This is a genomic window from Streptomyces sp. NPDC050485 (genome assembly GCF_044458185.1).
Classification (GTDB): domain Bacteria; phylum Actinomycetota; class Actinomycetes; order Streptomycetales; family Streptomycetaceae; genus Streptomyces.
On sequence record NZ_JBITHR010000001.1, the window covers coordinates 639,538 to 659,254 of the forward strand.

Genomic DNA, 19,717 nt, shown 5'->3' on the forward strand with positions numbered 1-19,717 from the left:
CCCCCATGGGCAAGGAGGACTCACATCCGGGTCATTGACTACCCGATCAAGGGCCAGCCGGTCCGCATCCACGTGGTCGAGACCGAAGACGACCTTCTCGACTTCCAATCGTTCGTACTGGCCAACCAGCAGCTCCTAGCCCACGACAGCGAGACAACCGGCCTGGACTGGTGGAACGCCAGCTTCGGCACTTTCCGGGCCCGCCTTTGGCAGTTCGGCAACGACCAGGAGGCGTTCGTCGTCCCGGTCGAGAAAGGCCGGGCGTTCCGGGACGCAGCGCGCTGGGCGCTCAGGACGGCGCACCGGCTCATCGCCCACAACGGCACCTACGACTTGCACGTGGCACAGCAGTGCCTCGGCATCCCCATGGAGGAGCTGGCTCCCAGGAGCTGGGACACCAAGCTGTTCGCCCACCTTGTCGACCCTCGGGCTGTCAAGGAGAGCGGGCCTGGCCTCAAGCTCGAAGAGCTGACCCGGCATTACATATGCGAGGTCATCGCTGCCGAGGTGAAGGGATCCATGGCGGCCATCGCCAAGGAGTTGAAGGTCAAGAAGGACGAGGTCTGGCCGATCGTCCCTATCGACCATCACGGCTACCTGCTCTACGCGGGCATGGACCCGATCCTTGCGTTCCGCCTGTACAAGATCCTCAAGCCGAAGGTGCCGGTTCGCAGTTGGAAGAGGGGGCTCGTCTCCTGGGAACACCGGCTCGCGCACATCACGGCCAAGATCGAGCGGACCGGGTATCTCCTTGACCGCCAGTACGCGGAGGCCAAGGCCGCCGAGCTGGCCCGCCAGCAGGCGACATGGGAAGAGGTCGTCCGACGCGAAGGCGTCGGCAACGTCAACGCGAACGCGCAGATCATCGCCGCTCTCCAGGAGCGCGGCATCACGCTCACGAAGAAGACCAAGAAGGGAAACGTATGCGTCGATGACGAGGTGCTGACCTCGATCGGCATCCCGCTGACCGAGGCCATCATCCAGGCCAAGAAGGCGAAGAAGTGGAAGGCCACCTGGTTCGACCGGGCCCTCAAGGGCCAGGACGCCGAAGGTCGGGTGCACGCGGCCATTCACAGTTGCCAGGCCAGGACGGCTCGTATGACCATCTCGGGCGCCGTACCGGCGCAGACGCTTCCGGCCGGCGACTCGTACGTACGGCACTGCTTCCTTGCGGAGCCGGGACACGTCACCGTCAGCAGCGACTACGGAAACATGGAGCTGCGCGTCCTCGCCGCGTTCAGCGGCGACCCGACGATGCTCGACGCGTTCCACCGCGGCCTGGACCTCCACCAGATCACCGCCGACGCCGCAGGCGTTGACCGTAAGGCCGGTAAGGGCACCAACTTCACCGTCTGTTTCGGCGGCGGCTGGAAGGCGATTGTCGAGCAGTACGGCGTAGCGGAGCCCGAAGCCAAGAAGGCCGTCAAGGCGTTCTGGGAGACCTACCCCGGAGTCAAGCGCCTGGCCGACCGCCTTCAGCGCGAAGCGCGGCGCACCGGCTTCATCTACACCGGGACGGGCCGGCGCCTTCCCGTGGACCGCGACCGCGTGTACGCGGCGCTCAACTACTTCATCCAGTCCACCAGTCGTGACATCACGGCCCGAGCCCTCATCGAACTCGACCGGGCCGGATACACCGAGTACGTACGCCTCCCCATCCACGACGAGATCGTCTTCTCCTTCCCCAGAGAGCGGGCGGCGGAGTTGGCCGAGAAGACGGCCCGAATCATGGAAATGACGGTCAAGGGCCTCCTCGTCCCCGTTGACGCCGAGATCGGCGAACGGAGCTGGGGCAGTGTCCTCGACCTCGAAGCAAGCAAGCACTAAGGAATGAATTGACCAACGCTGATGGGTTCGACGAGCTGATCTCCGGCATCGAGACGGAGATGAACCAGGCTCTGATCGAGAAGCGGGGGGCCGCTGTTGTCGGCCTGGCCCGGATCACCGGTGTCGTCTACACGGAGGCGATAGCGGCTGGCGTCCCCCACATCCTGGCCCAGGAGATGGCCACCGACTACTGGGCCAAGGAGATGCACCCGTATGTCGCCGTCGTCAGCGACGACCCGGACGGTGATGAGTGAGCGCCAAGGCTTCAGACACGTGCCACGAGGTGATGACGCTTGAGGAGCGGATCGAGTGGGAGATAGAGCGCTCGCCCACGCGTAGTGACGAGTGGGTCAACGCCATGCTGAAGCGCTTCGGTATCTCCCGTGCATAGTAAAACCGCCCCGGCCGTTTGGCCGGGGCGGTTTTGTTGTGTGCGGTGGCTACTTCCAGACGATCTCGATGAGTTCTGGACGGAAGACTCCCCGCTGGGCGCCGCCCTTGCCAGCCTTGCTGATCACTACGGCCTCGATGCTCCGCCTGATCTCGGCACGCTTCATGTCCACGGTGTACGACTTCCACTCGCGGATGATCCTGGCGGCGGCCGAGCTTGCCCGGATGGGGGAGACGGCCAGGGTGGACACCTTCTCCTTCAGCTCGGCTTCCTTGCCCTCAAGGCGACTGATTTCGCGGGCGAACTCGGCGAGAGACAAGCGATCCTGAGCGCGCAGTGCGCGTGCCTCGGCTTTGTCGGCGTCGATCTGCTTCAGCTTCTCCTTCGCCTGGGTCAGCTCCGGGTCCTCCACCTCGGTGGGGGTCACGTCGTGGGCCTGCTTCTTGAGGTGGCCCAGAAGTATCTTCTCTACGTAGTCCTCAACGGGGGGACCGCTACGGGAGAGCTTCCCGCAGCCGCCGTTGGCGGGCTTGCACACGTAGTAGTAGCCGTACTTCTCGTAGCTCTTGGTACCGCGCTGGTACATGGCCGAGTTGAGGCCCGAGCCGCACTCCCCGCAGCGGGCGATGTTCGTCAGCAGACGCTTCGTGACCGTTGACCCGACCTGGCGACCGGCGCCGGTGTTCTTGCGCGCGTCCAGTTCGTCTACCAGCTCCCGCCACTCCTCTGGCGAAAAGATCGTCTCCCACTTGCCGACGATGGGAGTGCCATCGGTCCTCTCGACCAGGTACTCAACCGGGTCAAGGCGGCCGGAGCGTTCACGGTGTTCCTGCGGGATGTAGGCCCGGTAGCCGCACAGTCGGGGATTGCGAAGGACATACTTCACGCTGGTGTAGCTGATCGTCTTGCCTTCAGGCGTCTGAGGAGCCCGCACGCCTGCCTCAGCCCACTCGCGGTGGAGAGTGGATATCCGCTTCCCGTTCAGGATGTCCCGGCGAGCCTTCCGAATGATCTCCGCTTCCACGGGATCAACGTGTTCCAGGTCTTTCCATCCGAATGCGCGCTGTCCCTTGTGCGGCCTACCGTCCTGGGCCTCAGCAAACTTCTGTCGGGCAACGCGGCGAGCGGCATCGGCAGAGAACTTGTTGGCGATGGTTACGTAAATACGAGCCTGGAACCGCCCATCGGCAGTCGTCAGGTCGTAGTCACCGGCAGTGGTGCCAAAAACCATCGGCCGACGGGCCTGCTCGTAGATATCGATCAGGCGCTCAAGGTCACGCGGCTGGCGTGCAATCCGGTCGATGTTGTAGGCGAGAATTCCACTGATGGTTCCCGTCTGAAGGTCAATGATCATGTCCTCGAACGCCTTGCGCTTAACCCGGCGCTTGTAGGCGGACGTGTCGTTGTCTTCATAGATGCGGTGGACGTTGCAGCGACTTCCCTTGGCCAGGTCGTACACGTCCTCGCGCTGACGGACGACCCCCTCTCGCCCGTCCCTCCCGTCTCCGAGCTGACCGATGTCAGAGATCCGCGTGTACCCACCCACGTCAAGCATGTCCACCCCTGCGAGCGTTGCCGCCTTCATGATCACCTCACAGTATCATTTATGTGTACGGGGTGAGACTCGGACCTACTCGTTCGAGGCGATGACCAAGGCGGTGCGGCTGATCAACGATGGCGCCCGCTTCATCGCCACCAACCCTGATGAGACGGGCCCGTCGGCCGAGGGTGCGATTCCTGCTACGGGGGCTGTCGCAGCACTGATCACTGCGGCTACCGGCAAGAAGCCGTACTTCGTCGGGAAGCCGAATCCTCTGATGATGCGGACCGCGCTCAACACGATCGGAGCGCACTCCGAGTCGAGCGCCATGATCGGGGACCGGATGGACACCGACATCCTTGCCGGACTGGAGGCCGGGATGCAGACCTATTTGGTGCTCACCGGGCTGACGGCTGAAGGGGACGTCGGCCGCTACCCGTACCGGCCGACCCACGTCAAGGAATCCATCGCGGACCTGGTCGACTACATCTGATCGGCGCGCGCTCTGGCCGCTGCGAGCGGACTGCTCAGGCGGCCAGAGCGACCCCTCCGGGGAAATGCGCACGTCCGACGTCCCAGCCCAGAGCGTGTCCGGCGGGCCCCGGCCGCCGCCGTCAGCTGCCGGTGGCCGTCTTCCAGGCGTCGACGTACGTCGGCAGGTTCTTGGCGATGTCCATCCAGTCCGGCTGGAAGATGTCGATGCCCTGCGTCAGTTTGCCGAGCGCGACCGCGTTGGCGTCGGTGGCCTTGATGTCGGTACGCGCCGAGAAGCCGCCGCCGATCTCGCTGACCTGCTTCTGCGCCTGTTCGCTCAGCATGTAGTCGAGGAGCTTCTTGCCGTTCGCGCTGTGCGGCGCGTTACTGACCAGGCCGGCCGCGTACGGCAGCCCGAAGGAGGAGGGCTTGGTGCCGCTCGCGGTGCCGGGGAACCAGATGCCGAGGTTGGGCATGGACTTGGACTGGGCGTAGTTCATCTGCACATCGCCGTTGGCGGCGAGGAGTTCGCCCTTGTCGACCTTGGGCGCCAGCTTGCCGGTGGAGGCGGACGGGCCGACGTTGTTGGCCTGGAGCTTGTGCAGGTACTCCATCGCGGCTTCCTTGCCGCCGAAGTCGTGTATGGCCTTGATGACGACCGCGGTGCCGTCGCCCGCGACGCCCGGCGTGGAGTACTGGATCTTGTTCTTGTACTTGGCGTCGAGCAGGTCCTCCCAGTTCTTGGGGGCCTCCTTCAGGTCCTTCTTGTTGTAGATGAACCCGAAGTAGTTGTTGACGACCGAAGTCCAATTGCCGTCGGGCGACTTGTCACCGCCGTCGACCTTGTCCGCGCCGGCCGGAACGTACTTCTGGAGCAGCCCCTTGCTCTCGGCCTGCTGGATGAACGGCGGCAGGGTGACCAGGAGGTCGGCCTGGGTGTTGGACTTCTCGCGGGTGGCGCGCTGCACCATCTCGCCGGAGCCGCCCTCGACGTACTTGACCTTGATGCCGGTCTTCGCCTCGAAGTCCTTGAAGACCTGGTCGTACCAGCCGTCGCCCTTCTCGCCCTTGAGGCCGTCGGCGCTGTACACGGTGACGGTCTTCGCGCCCGAGTCGGCGGAGGAGCCGCCGCCGCACGCGGAGAGGGTGGCGGCGAGTACGAGGCTGCCGGTGACGGCGGCGATCGGCTTGAGTGCCTTGGCGCTGTTTCTGTGCATGGCGTTTCGAACTCCTGAAGTTCCTGGTCAGCGACGGGTCAGCGAAAGGAGGCTTTGGTACGGATACGGGAGACGGCGAGCAGGACGAGCAGCGTCGTGCCCATGAGCACCACGGCGACGGCGGCGCCGGTGAACAGGGAGCCGCGGTCGGTGGCCGCGAAGATCTGCACCGGCAGCGGCGTCCAGTCGGGCGGGTAGAGCATCATCGTGGCGCTCAACTCGCCCATGGACAGGGCGAAGCAGAGCCCGGCGGCCGCGGTCAGGGACGGCAGCAGGAGCGGCAGCTTCACCCGCCACAGGACGTACGAGGGCGAGGCGCCCAGCGAGGCCGCGGCCTGTTCGTACATCGGGTCGAGACGCAGGATGGCGGCCGAAACCGACTGGTAGGCGAACGCCATGACAAGAACGGTGTGCGCCAGGATCACGATCCAGCGCGTCCCGTTGAGCAGCACCGGCGGCTTGGAGAACGCGACGAGGACCGCGAGGCCGACGACCACCGACGGCACCGCGACCGGCAGCACGAACAGCGCGTCCATGAACCGCCTGCCGCCCCGCTTCAGGGCGGCTGCCGCCAGCGCGGCCCACGATCCCACCGTCAGCGCGAGGGCGCTCGCCGTGAGGGCGGTCACCAGGCTGGTGGTGAGTGCCTGGAGGGAGTCTCCGGTGGTCGCCGCGCCGTAGTGGCCGGTGGTGAACCCGGAGGGGAAGGCGCCCGACCAGCTGGTCGCGAACGACGCGGCCAGGATGACAAGCAGCGGCAGCGCGAAGACCGGCAGGAACAGGGCGAAGAAGACGGTCCAGGTGGCCCAGCGGCCGCCCCGGCTATGCACCAACACGACGGCTCACCACCCGGTAGAGGCCGTAAAGGCCAACGGAAATAGCGATGTTGACGACGGCGACGACACAGGCGGCCGGGTAGTCGGACTCCAGGATCGCCTTGCTGTAGACGAGCATCGGCAGCGTGGTGACCCCCTTGGCCCCGGTGAACAGCACGATCCCGAACTCGTTCAGGCACATCACCAGGACGAGCGAGCCGCCGGCGGCCAGCGCGGGCAGCGCCTCGGGCAGGATCACCCGCCGTACGATCCTGGCCGGCCGCGCGCCGAGCGAGGACGCCACTTCCAGCTGGGCGGTGTCCAGTTGGGAGAACGCGGCGAGCAGCGGGCGCATCACGAAGGGCGTGAAGTACGTGATCTCCGCGAGCAGCACGCCCCACGGCGTGGTCAGGAACTGGAAGGGCCCGCTGTGTGCCCCGGTCGCGTCCGTCCACAGCCCGTTGGCCATGCCGACCGTGCCGTAGATGAACAGCAGGGCGAGCGTGATCAGGAAGGACGGGAAGGACAGGAACACGTCGATGAACTTCGCGACGGCCTTCCCGCCCGGGAACGGCACGAACGCGATGACGAGCGCGAGCACGAAGCCCAGCACCAGACATCCCACGGTCGCCCCGACCGCCAGCCAGACGGTGGTCCAGAGAGCGTCCCGGAACGCAGCCGAGGCGAACACGTCCGCGTACGGCTGGAGGGAGGTCCCCCCGGAGTCCGGAGAGAGGGACTGCTGTACGACGAGGACGAGGGGGTAGAGGAAGACTGCGGCGAGTACGAGGACTGGAGGCAACGCCCAGAGCAGGGTGGGCACTTGACGTCCCCGCCCCAGCTGTGGGCAATCGTCCCGCAGGGCGTTGGGGGTCCCTCCCTGGCCCTCAAGGCCTTGGGGGAGGGTGGGCACAGCCCCCAGTGCCGGGTCACCGGCCAGTTCCGGCCGCCCCGAGCTAGCCACCGGCCACCCCCGCACCCAGCAGCACCGCATCCCCCGGCGCGAAATGCAGGGTGACCTCGTCACCCAGCGCCGGAGCGACCCGCAGCTCGCGCAGATCCGCCTTGACGCGATGCCCCGCCACATCGACGTACAGCCGATGCGTGGACCCCCGCCACTGCACCTCCGCGATCCGCCCCCGCAGCGCGTTGGGCCCCGCGCCCAGCCCGACCAGGTGCGGCCGCACGCACAGCGTGGCCATCGCCCCCCAGGCGGCCTCGTCGGTGGCGACCGAGAGCTCGGTGTCCCCGAACAGCACCGACCCCGACCCCACCCGCACCGGCAGGAGGTTCGCGTTGCCGACGAACGACGCGGTGAATTCCGTACGCGGCCGCCGGTACAGGTCCTCGGGGGTCCCGCAGTCCTGGAGGCGGGCCTGGTCCATGACGGCGATGCGGTCCGCCAGGGTGAGCGCCTCGACCTGGTCGTGGGTGACGTACAGGATGGAGACGTCCGGCAACTCCCGGTGCAGCCGGGCGAGTTCGGCGAGCATGCCGGAGCGGAGCTGCGCGTCGAGCGCGGAGAGCGGCTCGTCGAGGAGGAGCACGCCGGGGCGGATGGCGAGCGCGCGGGCGATGGCGACGCGCTGCTGCTGACCGCCGGAGAGCTCGCGCGGATAGCGCTTGGCGTAGCTGTCCATGCCGGTCATGGCGAGGGCCTCGGCGACCCGGCCGGGGATCTGCCCCTTGGGGACCTTCTGGGCCTTCAGGCCGAACGCGACGTTGTCCTCGACCCGCATGTGCGGGAAGAGCGCGTACTGCTGGACGACCATGCCGATGCCGCGCCGGTACGGCGGCAGCCCCGTCATGTCGCGGTCGCCGATGAACACCCGGCCCCGGACCGGCTGGACGAACCCGGCGACGGCGCGCAGCGCGGTGGTCTTGCCGGATCCGGAGGGGCCGAGCAGCGCCATGACCTCGCCGGGTTCGACGGTGAGGTCGAGCGAGTCGAGGACGGTGTTGCCGTGGTAGGCGACGGTGACGCCGTCGAAGCGGATCCCGCTGCGGCCTGTCACCGTACGGCCTCCAACTCCGCTATCAGGTCCGGGAGTTCGGCGATCGAGCCGAGTACGTGGGTGGCGCCCGCCCCGGCAAGCGCCTCCTTGTCGTGGGCGCCGGTCAGCACGCCCGCGACGATGCCCGCGCCGGAGCGTACGCCGCTGAGCATGTCGTACGAGGTGTCGCCGGCCACCGCGATGTCCCGCACCCCGTCGACGGCCCCCGTGCGCAGGAAGGCGCTGAGCACCATGTCGGGGTAGGGGCGGCCGCGGCCCCCCGCGTCGGCCGGGCACAGGGTGAGTGCGACGAGGTCCCGCCAGCCGAGGGCGCCGAGGATCGCGTCCTGGGTGACGCGGGCGAAGCCGGTGGTCAGGACGACGGTTCGGCCTTCTGACTGGAGTCGCTCGACTGCCGTGCGGGCGCCGGGGATCGGGGCGATGAGCCCGCCGTCGACCAGCTCGCCGTACGCCTCCTCGAAGGCCGCGTTGGCGGCCTGCGCCTTCGTCTCGTCGCCGAAGAGGTGACGGAAGACGGAGATCTTGGACTCGCCCATGGTGGCGCGGACGTAGTCGAGCATGGTGGCGTGCTCGGCGGAGCCGGGATCGACGCCGAGGCGTCCGGCCGCGCTCGCGAAGGCCCGCTCCACGAGCCCGCCGTCGGCGACGGTGGTGCCCGCCATGTCGAGTACCACCAGGTTGTACGCGTTCATTGTGGTCAACTCCCTTACCAGCCCAGCTCGTTCGCGGTCCGCTCGGCGATGGCCGGGGAGCAGGTCATACCGCGGCCGCCCGGTCCGGTCACCAGCCACACCCCGTCCCGCACCTGCTGGCGGTGCACGACGCGCGAGGTGTCGGTGCACTGCGCGTACACCCCGGCCCAGCGGCGCTGGATCTTGGGGAGCGGCCGGCCGAGGAAGGATTCGACAACCCGGACGAGGTGTTCGTACGGCTCCTCCAGGACGTCGAAGGCGAAGGGGTGCTCGTACTCGTGGGTGTCGCCGATGGTCAGCCCGCCGTCCGCGCGCTGCACCATGAGGAGCTGCATCTTGTGCGCGGCGGCGGTCGGGTCCTGCGGCTGCCCGGCGCTGAGCGCGTCGAGGGCTTCGCCCGCGTACGCCGGGTAGTAGCGGAAGCTGTCGGCGTCGGCTACGGAGGTGGTGAGCGGCTCGCCGAGCGGCGCGGTCTGCATCATCTGGAGGCGTACGCGGCGCACCGGCAGATCGGGCACGAGCTCGCGGACGAGCCCGCCGAGCCACGCTCCCGTACACAGGACCACGGCGTCGCCGCTGTGCACGTCGCCGTGATCGTCGCGGACCGCACTGCCGTGTGCGCCTTCGATGACCTCGCGGACTTCCCGGCCGCCAAGGAAGGTGTACCGGCCCGACTTCAACAGCTCGGTCTTGAGGGCGAGTTGGGCGGTACGGGGCTCGACGGCGGCATCGCGTTCGCACCACAGGGCGGCCTCGAAGTCGCCGCGCAGGGCGGGGTTGAGGGCGCGGGCCTCGTCGGCGCCGATGAGCTTGTAGCCGCGGGCGGCGGCGTCCTCGCGGGCCAACGCGGCCTCGGCGACGGCGAGTTCGAGCTCACCCCGGACGGGGGTGAGCGAGCCGTTGGGCCGGAAGCCGATCCCGGGGATCCGCTCGCCGATGCCCTCCCACAGTTCGCGGGCCCGCAGCGCGGTGTCCAGCTCCTCGCCGCCGGCCCGGCCGCTGACCCATATCTGGCCGAAATTGCGGAGCGAGGCCCCGCGCGCCTCGCTCTCGCGCTCGATCTGTACGACCTCGTGGCCGCGTTCCACTGCGTGCCAGGCGTGCATGGTTCCCACCACGCCGGCTCCAACGACGATGACTCTCACTGCGGCCACGCTCCTCGGGGAGGGTGTCCCGCGCCGGTCCGGACGGCGACGGGACGGTGAACGGGCCATCAAGCTTGGACTAGACCCGTTACGTTTCTGTTATCAAAAGCCACCCTATTCGCAGACGGCCGGCCGGACTACTGGCCGAGGCGGGTCGTGAAGGAGAAGCGGTCGCCGCGGTAGAGCGTGCGGACCCGTTCGAGGGGGCGGCCCCCGGCGTCGCGCGAGACGCGGTGGATGAGCAGCATCGGCAGCGCGGGCGGGGTGCCGATGAGCAGGGCTTCGCGCGGGGTGGCGAGGACGGTCTCGATGCGTTCGTCCACCTCGCCGAGGGTGATGCCGAGCCGGTCGCGGAGGTAGCCGTAGAAGGAGGAGTCCGGGGTGAACTCCCGGTCCAGGTCCGGCATTCGGGCCACCGCCGCGTAGGTGCTCTCCAGGCCGACGCGCTCGTCGTCGGCGAGCAGCACGCGCTCCATGTGCCAGACGGGCTCGCCCCGTTGGAGCCCGGTCTCGGCGGCGAGCGCGGGCGGGCAGGGGAAGCGTTCGAGGGTGATGAGGTGACGTCCGGGCGTACGGCCCTGGCGGCGCACGCCCTCGGTGTAGCTGGCAAGGGAGAGCGGCTGCTCCAGTTTGGCGCCGGCCACCACGGTGCCGCGCCCCTGGCGGCGCAGCCGCCCTTCGAGCAGCAGCTCGCGCAGCGCCTGCCGCACGGTCTCCCGGGCGACTCCGTACCGCAGGGCCAGATCACGCTCGGTCGGCAGCAGCCCGCCTTCCCCCAACTCATCGATGAGCAGGGCGACTTGGGCCTTGACGGCGTAGTACTTGGGGATGCGTCCGTGGTCCGGGATGCCGGAGCGGATGGGGGCGCCGGGGGCCTGATTCTCCGGGTAGCCGGTCGGGGAGTCGTTCCTGACGGCGTGCGGGGAGGGGTTCGAGGAGTCGTTCCTGACGGCGTGCGGGGAGTCGTTCGGGGGGTGGTTTGAGGAGTCGTTCGGGTATTCCACGGGGCGATGCTCGCATGCGGATGTGAACAGCCGGGGCGCTGGGATGCCTGGTCAGCGGGTGGGCCGCGGATCCTGCTCGGTCTCGTCAGCGGCGGGGCGCGCGCTGACGGCGGGCCGCGGTCACCAGGGCGGCGCCCGCGAGGAGGAGGGCGCCGGCGGCGAGGCCGAGGCGGGCGAGCACGCTGCCCCGGCCGGTCATGGCGAGCTCGTTGTCGAGCCGGTGCAGCAAATCTCCTTCGGGCACCACGTCGAAGCGGTAGTCGCCGGACTCCCCCACCCACTGCCCGTTGCTGCCCCGGCGCTGCACGATCGCGGCGTTAGCGGTGATCTGGCCGGGCACGGTGTCGGCGGCGAAGCCGAGCCGGACCTCGACGGTGAGGGTCTTGCCCGCGCCGATGACGAAGCCGGGGAAGCCGTCGTCGAAGACGCCGATGTGCTCGTCCTCGTCGGTCTTGATGAACGGCACGGAGTGCCTGCGGCCGGTCGCCGGATCGGCGAAGTCCATCTGGAGCTGGGAGTTCTTGAGGGTGCGGTCCCGGTCCACCAGGACGAGGACCGGGTGGATGCTGTCGCAGGCCTCGCGGGAGGTGTTGGTGAGGTCGAGGTACCAGCTCTGGCCGTCCCCACCGGGGTGGTACTCGGCGGGCCCGCCGTGGATCTTGGTGTCCAGCGGGAATTCGGTACTGGTCCGGTTGCCGCAGTCGGGCAGTTTGACCGCGAGCGGGCGGGCGGCGGGCTGGGCGGCGACGACGACCGCCTTGCGCGGCGCGACATTGTGCCACCCGGCCGGCGCCCCGCCGTCGTCGGCCGCGGCCACCCCCGCGAGCGGGCTGATCGTGACGGCGGCCACCGCGGTGGCGAGGGCGGTGCGCAGTCGCATGAGGGGCCTTTGCTGCTCGCGGGCGGGCGGGCGGAATCGGCCGCACCCGGAGCCGGTCGGCACCGTCCGGACGGGCACGGTCGTGGCCCGCGAGCCTGCCACGCCCCGTGCCCCCGCCCCCGCACGCCACGTCCCGGTACGCCCGGACGAGCCGGGGAAGACCGCCCTATCAGCCCAATATCGGGCCTTCGTATGGACGGTGCGGGTGTGGCCGCGCCATGTGTGCGGGGGGGGCGCCGTGTTCCGAGCGGCTATGGGCGCGGCTGCGGATGTGGCCGCTCCCGATGTGCGGGGGCGCCATGTGCCGCGCGGCTACCGCGCGCCCTAACCATGTGGGTACGCCACATTCGCGCGGCCGAACACCGGGATCAGGACGAGTTGTGCCGCGCCCTCCGCGACCGCGTGCGGGCCGCCCTCGGCGGGGCGGACCGGGATCTCGGGGGCGCCGCCGCGCCGGGCGCGTTCCTCGATGACGGCGGCCACACCCCGTACGAACGTCTGCTGGTCGGCGGTGATGGTGCGGCCGCCGAGCAGGACCCGGTCGATGTCGAGCAGCCCGACGATATTGGCCGCGCCCACCCCGAGGAAGCGGGCCGCGGCCGCGATGTCCCCGCGGGCGACCGCGGCCAGGCAGAGCGCCTCGACGCAGCCGCGCCCGCCGCAGCCGCACACCGGGCCGCCGAGCAGAATCGTCTGGTGGCCGAACTCGCCCGCGCCGGTACGGGCGCCGCGGTGCAGGGCGCCGCCGAGCACGAGGCCCGCGCCGAGCCCCGTACCGAGGTGGAGGTAGGCGAAGGAGCCCGCCGGGGTGCCGTCGCGCAGGGCGAGGCCGAGGGCGGCGGCGTTGGTGTCCTTGTCCAGGACGACCTTCCTGCCGAGCCGCTCGGCGAGCGCGTCGCGCAGCGGGAAGCCGTTCCAGTGCGGGAAGCCGGTGACGCGGTGCAGCACCCCGCTGCCGTGGTCGAGCGGGCCCGGCATGGCGACCCCGACGCCCAGCACGCGCCGGCCGCCGACCAGCGCCTCGGCCTCGGCGGCCGCTGCCTCGACCACGTGCGACGGGTCCGCGCCGAGGTCGAGCGGTACGGTCCTGGCGCCGACCAGGGTGCCCGCGAGGTCGACCAGGACCGCGGTCAGCTCGTCGCGGTCCAGGTGCAGGCCGATGGCGTGCGCGGCGGACGGCACCAGCTTGAGCACGGTGCGCGGCTTGCCGCCGGTGGAGGCGCGACGGCCCGCCTCGGTGGCCGTGCCCTCGTCCCGCAGCCGCCCGGTGATCTTGCTGACCGCCTGCGGGGTGAGCCCGGTGCGCTCGGCGAGTTCGAGCCGGCTGATGCCCTCCTCGCCCGCGGCCCGCAGCAGGTCGAGAACGAGCGCGGCGTTGTGGCTGCGCAGTGCCGGCAGGTTCGCACCCGTATTGCTCCTGTTCACCGACCCATTGTCCCTCTTGCTTGCACTTTGGCAACAGCGTTGCTTAAGTGGGTCGCATGAAGGATCCCAGGAACGCTCACCAGACCGCTGACCTTCGCGTGGGACTCGTGGGCTTCGGCCTGGCGGGCTCCGTCTTCCACGCCCCGCTGATCGCCGCGGCCGAGGGCCTCGTCCTCGACACGGTCGTCACCTCTGACCCGGAGCGCCAGGCGCAGGCCCGCGCCGAGTACGGCGACGCCCTGCGCGTGGTGGACTCGCCCGAGGAGTTGTACGACGCCGGTCTCGACCTGGTGGTGATCGCCTCGCCGAACAAGACCCACGTCCCGATCGCCACCGATGCGCTGAAGGCGGGTCTGCCGGTCGTCGTGGACAAGCCGCTGGCCGGCACGGCGGCCGAGGCACGCGGCCTCGCGGCCCTGGCACAGGAGCGCGGCCTGCTCCTCTCGGTCTTCCAGAACCGCCGCTGGGACAACGACTTCCTGACCCTGCGGCGGCTGCTCGCGGACGGCGAACTCGGCGAGGTCCAGCGGTTCGAGTCGCGCTTCGAGCGGTGGCGGCCGCAGCCGAAGGGCGGCTGGCGCGAGTCCGGCGACCCGGCGGAGATCGGCGGCCTGCTGTACGACCTGGGCAGCCATGTCGTGGACCAGGCGCTCGTGCTGTTCGGCCCGGCGCTGCGCGTCTACGCGGAGGCCGATGTACGCCGCCCCGGTGCCCAGGCCGACGACGACACCTTCATCGCGATCACCCACGCGAGCGGCGTCCGCTCGCATCTCTACGTCAGCGCCACGACCGCCCAACTCGGCCCGCGTTTCAGGGTGTTGGGCTCGGCGGCCGGCTATGTGAAGTACGGCCTGGACCCGCAGGAGGCCGCTCTGCGCGAGGGCAAGCGGCCTTCGAACGGCGAACCGTGGGGTGTGGAGCCCGAGTCGATGTGGGGCCGCGTCGGCTGCGGAGAGTCCCCCCTGACCGGCGGCGGCCGCCCCCTCGAAACGGTGCCGGGCGACTACCCGGCGTACTACGCGGCGATCGCGAAGGCCCTGCGTGAGGGCGGCGAACCCCCGGTCACCGCCCACGAGGCCGCGGCGGCCCTGGACGTCCTGGAGGCGGCCCGCCGCTCGGCCCGCGAGGGCGTGACGGTGGAGCTGTCCCTGTGAGGGCGCGGGAGTCTGCGACGCACGGGGGTGAAAGCGGGACGGGCCCGGAGAGCGGGCCCGCCGCCCCCGCCATCGCGCCGGGCGCAGCGGAAGGGGGCCCGGCGATGGACACGGTGACGGCCCTGGAGGCCGAGCAACAGCAGCTCGTACTGCGGCAGTTCAGTTACGACGACGCCTGGGAACTCGGGATGTTGCTGCGCTCGCTGGCCGTGGAGCGCGGGGCGCCGGTCGTCATCGACGTACGGCACGGCGCCCGGCAGGTGTTCCGCTGCGCGCTGCCCGGCTCCAGCGCCGACAACGACGCCTGGATCGACCGCAAGCGCCGCGTCGCCGAACGCTACGCGGCGCCCTCCTTCCTCGTCGGCGCCCGGTTCCGCGCCAAGGGCACGACCTTCGAGGAGTCGTCCCGGCTTGACCACAACTCCTTTGCCGCGCATGGGGGTTCGTACCCGGTGACGGTCGCGGGTGTCGGGGTCGTGGGAACGGTCACGGTCTCCGGGCTGCCCCAGGCCGAGGACCACGCCCTGGTGACGGAGGCGCTGGCCCGGCTCATGGACCACCACGAAGGCTGAGCCACCGACGCGGGGCGGGAAGGGCGAGGGCCGCAGGCCCAGGCCCCCAACCCGCCGGAGGCGCTACGCCGACTTCAGCGCCTGCCGCTGCCGCCCCAGCCCGGACACCTCCAGCTCAACAACATCCCCCGCCCGCAGATACGGCTTCGGCTCGGGCTGCCCCATGGCCACCCCGGCGGGCGTACCGGTGTTGATGACGTCCCCCGGGTACAGCGTCATGAACTGGCTGACGTACCGGACGACCTCCGCGACGGGGAAGATCTGCTGCGCGGTCGACCCGTCCTGCTTGAGCTCCCCGTTGACCCAGAGCTTCAGCGACAGCGCCTGCGGGTCGGGAACCTCGTCCCGGGTGACCAGCCACGGCCCGAGCGGGTTGAACGTCTCGCAGTTCTTGCCCTTGTCCCACGTGCCGCCGCGCTCGATCTGGAACTCCCGCTCGGACACGTCGTGCGAGACCGCGTACCCGGCGACGTACGCCAGCGGGTCCTCGCCGTCCGCCACGTACCGGGCGGTGCGGCCGATCACGATGGCGAGTTCGACCTCCCAGTCCGTCTTCACCGACTTGCGCGGAATGAGCACCGTGTCGTGCGGCCCGACCACCGTGTCCGCCGCCTTGAAGAAGACGACCGGCTCGGCGGGGATCGCAGCCCCCGTCTCCTCGGCGTGATCGTGGTAGTTCAGCCCGATGCACACGACCTTGCCGATCCGCGCCACCGGCGGCCCGATGCGCGCTCCGGCGTCGGCGAGCGCGGGCAGCACGCCAGTGTCCGCGGCAGCCCGGATCCGGTCCAGTGCGTACTCGTCCGCGAGCAGTTCGCCGTCGATGTCCGTCACCAGACCGGACAGGTCCCGCAGGGTCCCGTCGGCATCCAGCAGCGCCGGACGCTCTTCACCGGCGTTGCCTACGCGCAGCAGCTTCATGGTCAGTCTCCCTTGGTCGAGCGGGGCCCGGCCGATGGGTAGCGGCCATCGGAGGATCGTCCGATCCTCCAAGGTGTGCGTCCACTCCGCAAGACCCCGTTCACAAACTGGACCGTAACCACAGGTGGAGCTGCTATGCGGCGGTCGCCAGCGCGGCGGGCGCGGGCAGCATGTCCTTGTAGAGGAAGGCCCGCTCGACGGCGCTCCAGGTGGTACTGGTCACCACGTACAGCGCGGCGGCGAGCGGCACCACGCCGACGGTGAACAGCGTGGCGAAGGACAGCAGCGGCATGAACTTGCTCATCGCCGCCATGCCGGGCACCGCGTCCTGCCCGGCGGGCGCCACGACCGGCGTGGCCGCCATCTGCCGCTTCATCCGCCGGTAGTTGAAGGTGGCCACGGCCGCGACGACCGCGAACAGCGCGAGGTACACGATCCCCCGCGCCCCGAACGCCCCACCGTGCGCGAGCGCCTCCGTCCAGTTCCCGCCGAGCGGGGCCGCGAAGAGGGTGTGGTCGAGCAGACCGTTCGCCTTTCCGCCGATCTGCGGGCTGGAGAACAGGTGATAGAGCAGGAAGAACGCCGGCATCTGGAGCAGGCTCGGCAGACAGCCCGCCAGCGGCGACACCTTCTCGGCGGCGTGCAGCTCCATGACCGCCTTCTGGAGCGCCTTGCTGTCCTTGCCGTGCTTCTCGCGCAGCGCGGCCATCTGCGGCCGCAACTTGGCCTGCGCCTTCTGACCCCGCGCTGCCTGGCGCGACAGTGGGTGCACAGCGAGACGTACAAGAGCAGTGAAAAGCACGATCGCGGCAGCCGTCGAAGCACCGTGGAAGACCGGTTCGAGCAGGCCGGCGAGGTGCTCGGCGAGGCTCGCGAAAGCACTGAAAAGGGATGTGAACATGCGGAAGCCCTCCGGGGCGTCTCGTCAGGGATGACCGAAGTGTCGGCGTGACGAGCCGCAAGGAGCGGAGGTACGAGGGTGCCCCTACGCGGCCGTCGGGACGAGACGGCCGGGTGCTCGGGGCCGCGGCCGCCCGGAGGCGTCGGGGTCGCGCTGCGGCAGGAAGGCGGTCCGCCGTTCCCGGTCCCGGATCGCGGTACGCACCCGGGTGCGCGGCACCTTGGGCACCGCGCGGGACGCGAGCGTCGCACACACGGCGAGTGCGGAGCCCGCGGCGGCGGTCGCGGCGAGCGCGACGGCGGCGGAGAGCGAGCCGCCCTCGATGAGGACGCCCTGGGCGAGCAGGAACAGGAAGAGGCCGAGCAGCGGCCGGGTGAGCCGAGCGCAACGCGCGAGTACGCCGCTCATGCTTCCCTCCCCATGCTCATTCCCCGCATCGTGCCCTGCATCGTTCCTTGCTCGCCGCCGGATTCCTCGCCGCGCGATGACGCGCCGCCGGATTCGACGGATTACCTCCAGCCGTTATACACGACATGCACGACAGTCATACGATTCCGGTTTCCAGCGGCTGGAGTTCGAGGGGCTGAAGCAGCCGCCTCGGGGCTCGCAGGGCCCGGCTGACCGGGTCCTCGGCGGGCCCGAGCCCGGGTCCGGGCCGCATCTCGACGTCCTCCGGCCCGACCGCCCGCCCGCAGACCCCGCACTCCCCGTACGCCCCGAGCTCGGTCCCGCACTCGACGTGGTGGAAGGTCCGCATCGGCCGCGCGTCCGGGTTGAACGCCCGCCCCCACAGACCGAGCGCCCGCAGCGCCGGCCAGAGCGCCCGCCCCAGTTCCGTCGGTACGTACTCGTCCCGCGGCGGCGACTCCTGGTAGCGCCGCTTCTCCAGGACCCCGACCTCGGTGAGCGACTGAAGACGCGCGGCGAGCACGGCCCGCGGGATCTTGAGGTGGACCAGGAAGTCGTTGTAGCGCCGCACCCCATAGAGGGCGTCGCGCACCACCAGCAGCGTCCAGCGTTCGCCGACGATCTCCAGCGCACGGGCGATGGAGCACTCCTGCGCCGCGTAGTCGTAGTCCTTGCCGAGAGCCATGCGCTCCAGTGTACCGACCTAGGTTCACTGAACGAACCTTCGATGCTAGGGTGACACGGAGAAGGTTCATTCACTGAACTCGCATGCCCGGAATCCGTGCCCTGAATCCGTGCTCGGACTTGCCGCCGTACCCCGTCTTCTCGTTCCCCCGTCTCCTCGTCCTCCCGTCCTCTCGTCCCCCCGATCTCCCGATCTCCCGTGAGGGAAGCCAAGCCATGACGCAGGCAGTACGCACCACCACCACGCAGCCCCCGAAGACGCCCGGGCCGGGCGCGCGGCCCGGCGCCACGCTCGCCGTCACCAGCGCCGCGACCGCCCTCGCGCTGATGAACTACACCGCGCCGATGCTGACGCTGCCCGGCATGACCGCGTCCTTCCACACCGCGCTCTCCGCCCAGGCCTGGCTGCTCAACGGCGCCCCGCTCGGTCTCGCCGCGCTGCTCCTGATCGCGGGCAGCCTCGCCGACGACCACGGCCGCCGCCGGGTCTTCCTGGCCGGCACCCTCGCCCTCGGCGTCACCATGGCGCTTGGCGCGCTGGCCCCCACCACGTTGACCTTCACCCTCGCCCGGGTCGCCCAGGGCATGGCGTCCGCCGCCATCCTCGCGAGCAGCCTCGGCCTGCTGGTCGCCGCCTTCCCGGTGGGCGCCGCACGTATCCGGGCCACCGGAGTGTGGGGCGCCTTCGTCAGCGGCGGCATCGCCGTGGGCCCGCTCCTCGCCGGCAGCCTGGCGACCTTCAACTGGCGCCTGGTGTACGGAGTTCTGGCCGTACCCACCCTGATCACCGCCGGGTTCGCGCTGCGCGGCCTGACCGAGTCCCGCTCCCCGCGCGGCGGCCGCCCGGACGTGGCGGCGGCGGTCACGCTGAGCCTCGCGTTCACCGCCCTGATCGGCGCGCTCACCCTGGGCCGCGACGGCTGGCTGCGCCTCCCGGTGCTCGCCCTGCTGCTGGCCGCGGCCGTCCTCACGACCGTCTTCGGGTACGTGGAGCGCCGGGCCGCCACCCCCATGATCGACCTAACGCTGTTCCGCCGCGCGGAGTTCCTCGCCTCGTCGGCGGGCGCCCTGTTCACCGGCCTCTCCGTCATCGGCTTCTTCAGCTATCTGCCCGCCCTGCTCAGCCAGTTGCTCGGCACCTCGCCGATGAACACGGCCTGGCTGTTCGTCCTGTGGTCGGGCACCGCGTTCGTGGTGGCGCTCCAGGCCCGGCGCCTGGCGGGCCGGGTGGCCGCCCGCCACCAGCTCGCCATCGGCTTCGCCCTGCACGCGGCCGGGGTCCTCGCGATGCTGGGCGCCCTCTCCACCGGCCCGCTGCCGCGCCTTGTCCCCGGCCTGCTGGTCGCGGGCATCGGCAGCGGCCTGCTCAACGCCGCGCTCCCCGCCTCGCCGTCGAATCCGTCCCCGCCGAGCGGGCGGCGATGGGCTCGGGCGCCAACAACACGGCCCGCTACATCGGTTCGTCGGCGGGCGTCGCGCTGACGATCGCGGTGGCCCCGGCCGGACCGGACACGGTGATCGTGGTGTCGGCGGCCCTCGCGTTGGTGGCAGCGGCCCTGACGATGGCCCTGCGGACCCGCCACTGACCCATGGGCCGCTGGCCTATGGGCCGCCAGCACACGGGTCGTTGACACCTGGGCCGCTCACGCATG

The 19,717-nt window shown here is 70.2% G+C and carries 18 protein-coding genes and 2 pseudogenes; 6 read left to right on the forward strand and 14 right to left on the reverse strand.

What is annotated here, in order from left to right; all coding sequences use genetic code 11:
• The first annotated feature begins 72 nt into the window (after window positions 1-72).
• Window positions 73-1,827 carry a DNA polymerase gene (locus ACIBK6_RS02950; protein ID WP_399048200.1) on the forward strand — a complete coding sequence of 585 codons (1,755 nt, stop codon included), beginning with the start codon at window positions 73-75 and terminating at the stop codon, window positions 1,825-1,827.
• An 8-nt stretch (window positions 1,828-1,835) separates the two neighbouring features.
• Window positions 1,836-2,081 (forward strand): hypothetical protein, encoded by a 246-nt coding sequence (locus tag ACIBK6_RS02955; protein ID WP_399048202.1) that lies wholly within the window; start codon window positions 1,836-1,838, stop codon window positions 2,079-2,081.
• Between the two features lie 186 nt (window positions 2,082-2,267).
• On the opposite strand, the gene ACIBK6_RS02960 is transcribed toward ACIBK6_RS02955, so the two are convergent.
• A complete protein-coding gene (locus tag ACIBK6_RS02960; RefSeq protein ID WP_399048459.1) occupies window positions 2,268-3,803 on the reverse strand; it encodes a recombinase family protein in 1,536 nt (511 codons plus the stop codon).
• Window positions 3,804-3,831: 28 nt separating this feature from the next.
• On the opposite strand from ACIBK6_RS02960, the pseudogene ACIBK6_RS02965 reads away from it, so the two are divergent.
• A pseudogene (locus tag ACIBK6_RS02965) lies at window positions 3,832-4,251 on the forward strand (HAD hydrolase-like protein); the annotation flags it as partial.
• Window positions 4,252-4,372: 121 nt separating this feature from the next.
• Here ACIBK6_RS02965 and ACIBK6_RS02970 read toward each other — a convergent pair.
• From ACIBK6_RS02970 to ACIBK6_RS03010, 9 genes are all read right to left on the reverse strand, one after another.
• Window positions 4,373-5,449, reverse strand: coding sequence for a 2-aminoethylphosphonate ABC transporter substrate-binding protein (locus ACIBK6_RS02970; RefSeq protein ID WP_399048204.1), 1,077 nt, complete (start codon window positions 5,447-5,449; stop codon window positions 4,373-4,375).
• Between the two features lie 38 nt (window positions 5,450-5,487).
• Window positions 5,488-6,285: an ABC transporter permease gene (locus tag ACIBK6_RS02975; protein WP_399048206.1), complete on the reverse strand. Its 798-nt coding sequence runs from the start codon at window positions 6,283-6,285 to the stop codon at window positions 5,488-5,490.
• The gene (locus tag ACIBK6_RS02980; RefSeq protein WP_399048461.1) at window positions 6,272-7,126 is read right to left on the reverse strand and encodes a 2-aminoethylphosphonate ABC transporter permease subunit; all 855 of its coding nucleotides are present in this window, start codon (window positions 7,124-7,126) and stop codon (window positions 6,272-6,274) included. Before ACIBK6_RS02980 ends, ACIBK6_RS02975 begins: the two co-directional genes overlap by 14 nt.
• A gap of 94 nt (window positions 7,127-7,220) precedes the next feature.
• Window positions 7,221-8,279 (reverse strand): ABC transporter ATP-binding protein, encoded by a 1,059-nt coding sequence (locus tag ACIBK6_RS02985; protein ID WP_399048208.1) that lies wholly within the window; start codon window positions 8,277-8,279, stop codon window positions 7,221-7,223.
• A complete protein-coding gene (locus ACIBK6_RS02990; protein ID WP_399048210.1) occupies window positions 8,276-8,971 on the reverse strand; it encodes a phosphonatase-like hydrolase in 696 nt (231 codons plus the stop codon). The genes ACIBK6_RS02985 and ACIBK6_RS02990 overlap by 4 nt, the downstream gene beginning before the upstream one ends.
• A 14-nt stretch (window positions 8,972-8,985) precedes the next feature.
• Window positions 8,986-10,116 (reverse strand): TIGR03364 family FAD-dependent oxidoreductase, encoded by a 1,131-nt coding sequence (locus ACIBK6_RS02995; RefSeq protein WP_399048462.1) that lies wholly within the window; start codon window positions 10,114-10,116, stop codon window positions 8,986-8,988.
• 137 nt (window positions 10,117-10,253) lie between these two features.
• Window positions 10,254-10,976 carry a GntR family transcriptional regulator gene (locus ACIBK6_RS03000; protein ID WP_399048463.1) on the reverse strand — a complete coding sequence of 241 codons (723 nt, stop codon included), beginning with the start codon at window positions 10,974-10,976 and terminating at the stop codon, window positions 10,254-10,256.
• A gap of 229 nt (window positions 10,977-11,205) precedes the next feature.
• Window positions 11,206-12,000 (reverse strand): hypothetical protein, encoded by a 795-nt coding sequence (locus ACIBK6_RS03005; protein WP_399048211.1) that lies wholly within the window; start codon window positions 11,998-12,000, stop codon window positions 11,206-11,208.
• A gap of 324 nt (window positions 12,001-12,324) precedes the next feature.
• Window positions 12,325-13,425 (reverse strand): ROK family protein, encoded by a 1,101-nt coding sequence (locus ACIBK6_RS03010; RefSeq protein ID WP_399048213.1) that lies wholly within the window; start codon window positions 13,423-13,425, stop codon window positions 12,325-12,327.
• A 56-nt stretch (window positions 13,426-13,481) separates the two neighbouring features.
• Between ACIBK6_RS03010 and ACIBK6_RS03015 the strand changes: the two genes are divergently transcribed.
• The gene (locus tag ACIBK6_RS03015) at window positions 13,482-14,579 is read left to right on the forward strand and encodes a Gfo/Idh/MocA family oxidoreductase (RefSeq protein WP_399048214.1); all 1,098 of its coding nucleotides are present in this window, start codon (window positions 13,482-13,484) and stop codon (window positions 14,577-14,579) included.
• Window positions 14,580-14,683: 104 nt separating this feature from the next.
• Window positions 14,684-15,151 (forward strand): heme-degrading domain-containing protein, encoded by a 468-nt coding sequence (locus ACIBK6_RS03020; protein ID WP_399048216.1) that lies wholly within the window; start codon window positions 14,684-14,686, stop codon window positions 15,149-15,151.
• 63 nt (window positions 15,152-15,214) lie between these two features.
• On the opposite strand, the gene ACIBK6_RS03025 is transcribed toward ACIBK6_RS03020, so the two are convergent.
• The 4 genes from ACIBK6_RS03025 to ACIBK6_RS03040 all read right to left on the reverse strand — a co-directional run bounded on the left by ACIBK6_RS03025 (window position 15,215) and on the right by ACIBK6_RS03040 (window position 18,066).
• The gene (locus ACIBK6_RS03025) at window positions 15,215-16,072 is read right to left on the reverse strand and encodes a fumarylacetoacetate hydrolase family protein (RefSeq protein ID WP_399048217.1); all 858 of its coding nucleotides are present in this window, start codon (window positions 16,070-16,072) and stop codon (window positions 15,215-15,217) included.
• 133 nt (window positions 16,073-16,205) lie between these two features.
• On the reverse strand, window positions 16,206-16,973 hold the full coding sequence (locus ACIBK6_RS03030) for a YidC/Oxa1 family membrane protein insertase (RefSeq protein WP_399048219.1): 768 nt from the start codon (window positions 16,971-16,973) through the stop codon (window positions 16,206-16,208).
• An 84-nt stretch (window positions 16,974-17,057) separates the two neighbouring features.
• The gene (locus ACIBK6_RS03035) at window positions 17,058-17,381 is read right to left on the reverse strand and encodes a DUF6412 domain-containing protein (RefSeq protein ID WP_399048220.1); all 324 of its coding nucleotides are present in this window, start codon (window positions 17,379-17,381) and stop codon (window positions 17,058-17,060) included.
• A gap of 136 nt (window positions 17,382-17,517) precedes the next feature.
• A complete protein-coding gene (locus ACIBK6_RS03040) occupies window positions 17,518-18,066 on the reverse strand; it encodes a winged helix-turn-helix transcriptional regulator (protein WP_399048221.1) in 549 nt (182 codons plus the stop codon).
• 215 nt (window positions 18,067-18,281) lie between these two features.
• Here ACIBK6_RS03040 and ACIBK6_RS03045 point away from each other — a divergent pair.
• Window positions 18,282-19,651 (forward strand): annotated as a pseudogene (locus tag ACIBK6_RS03045) (MFS transporter).
• The last annotated feature ends 66 nt before the right edge of the window (window positions 19,652-19,717 follow it).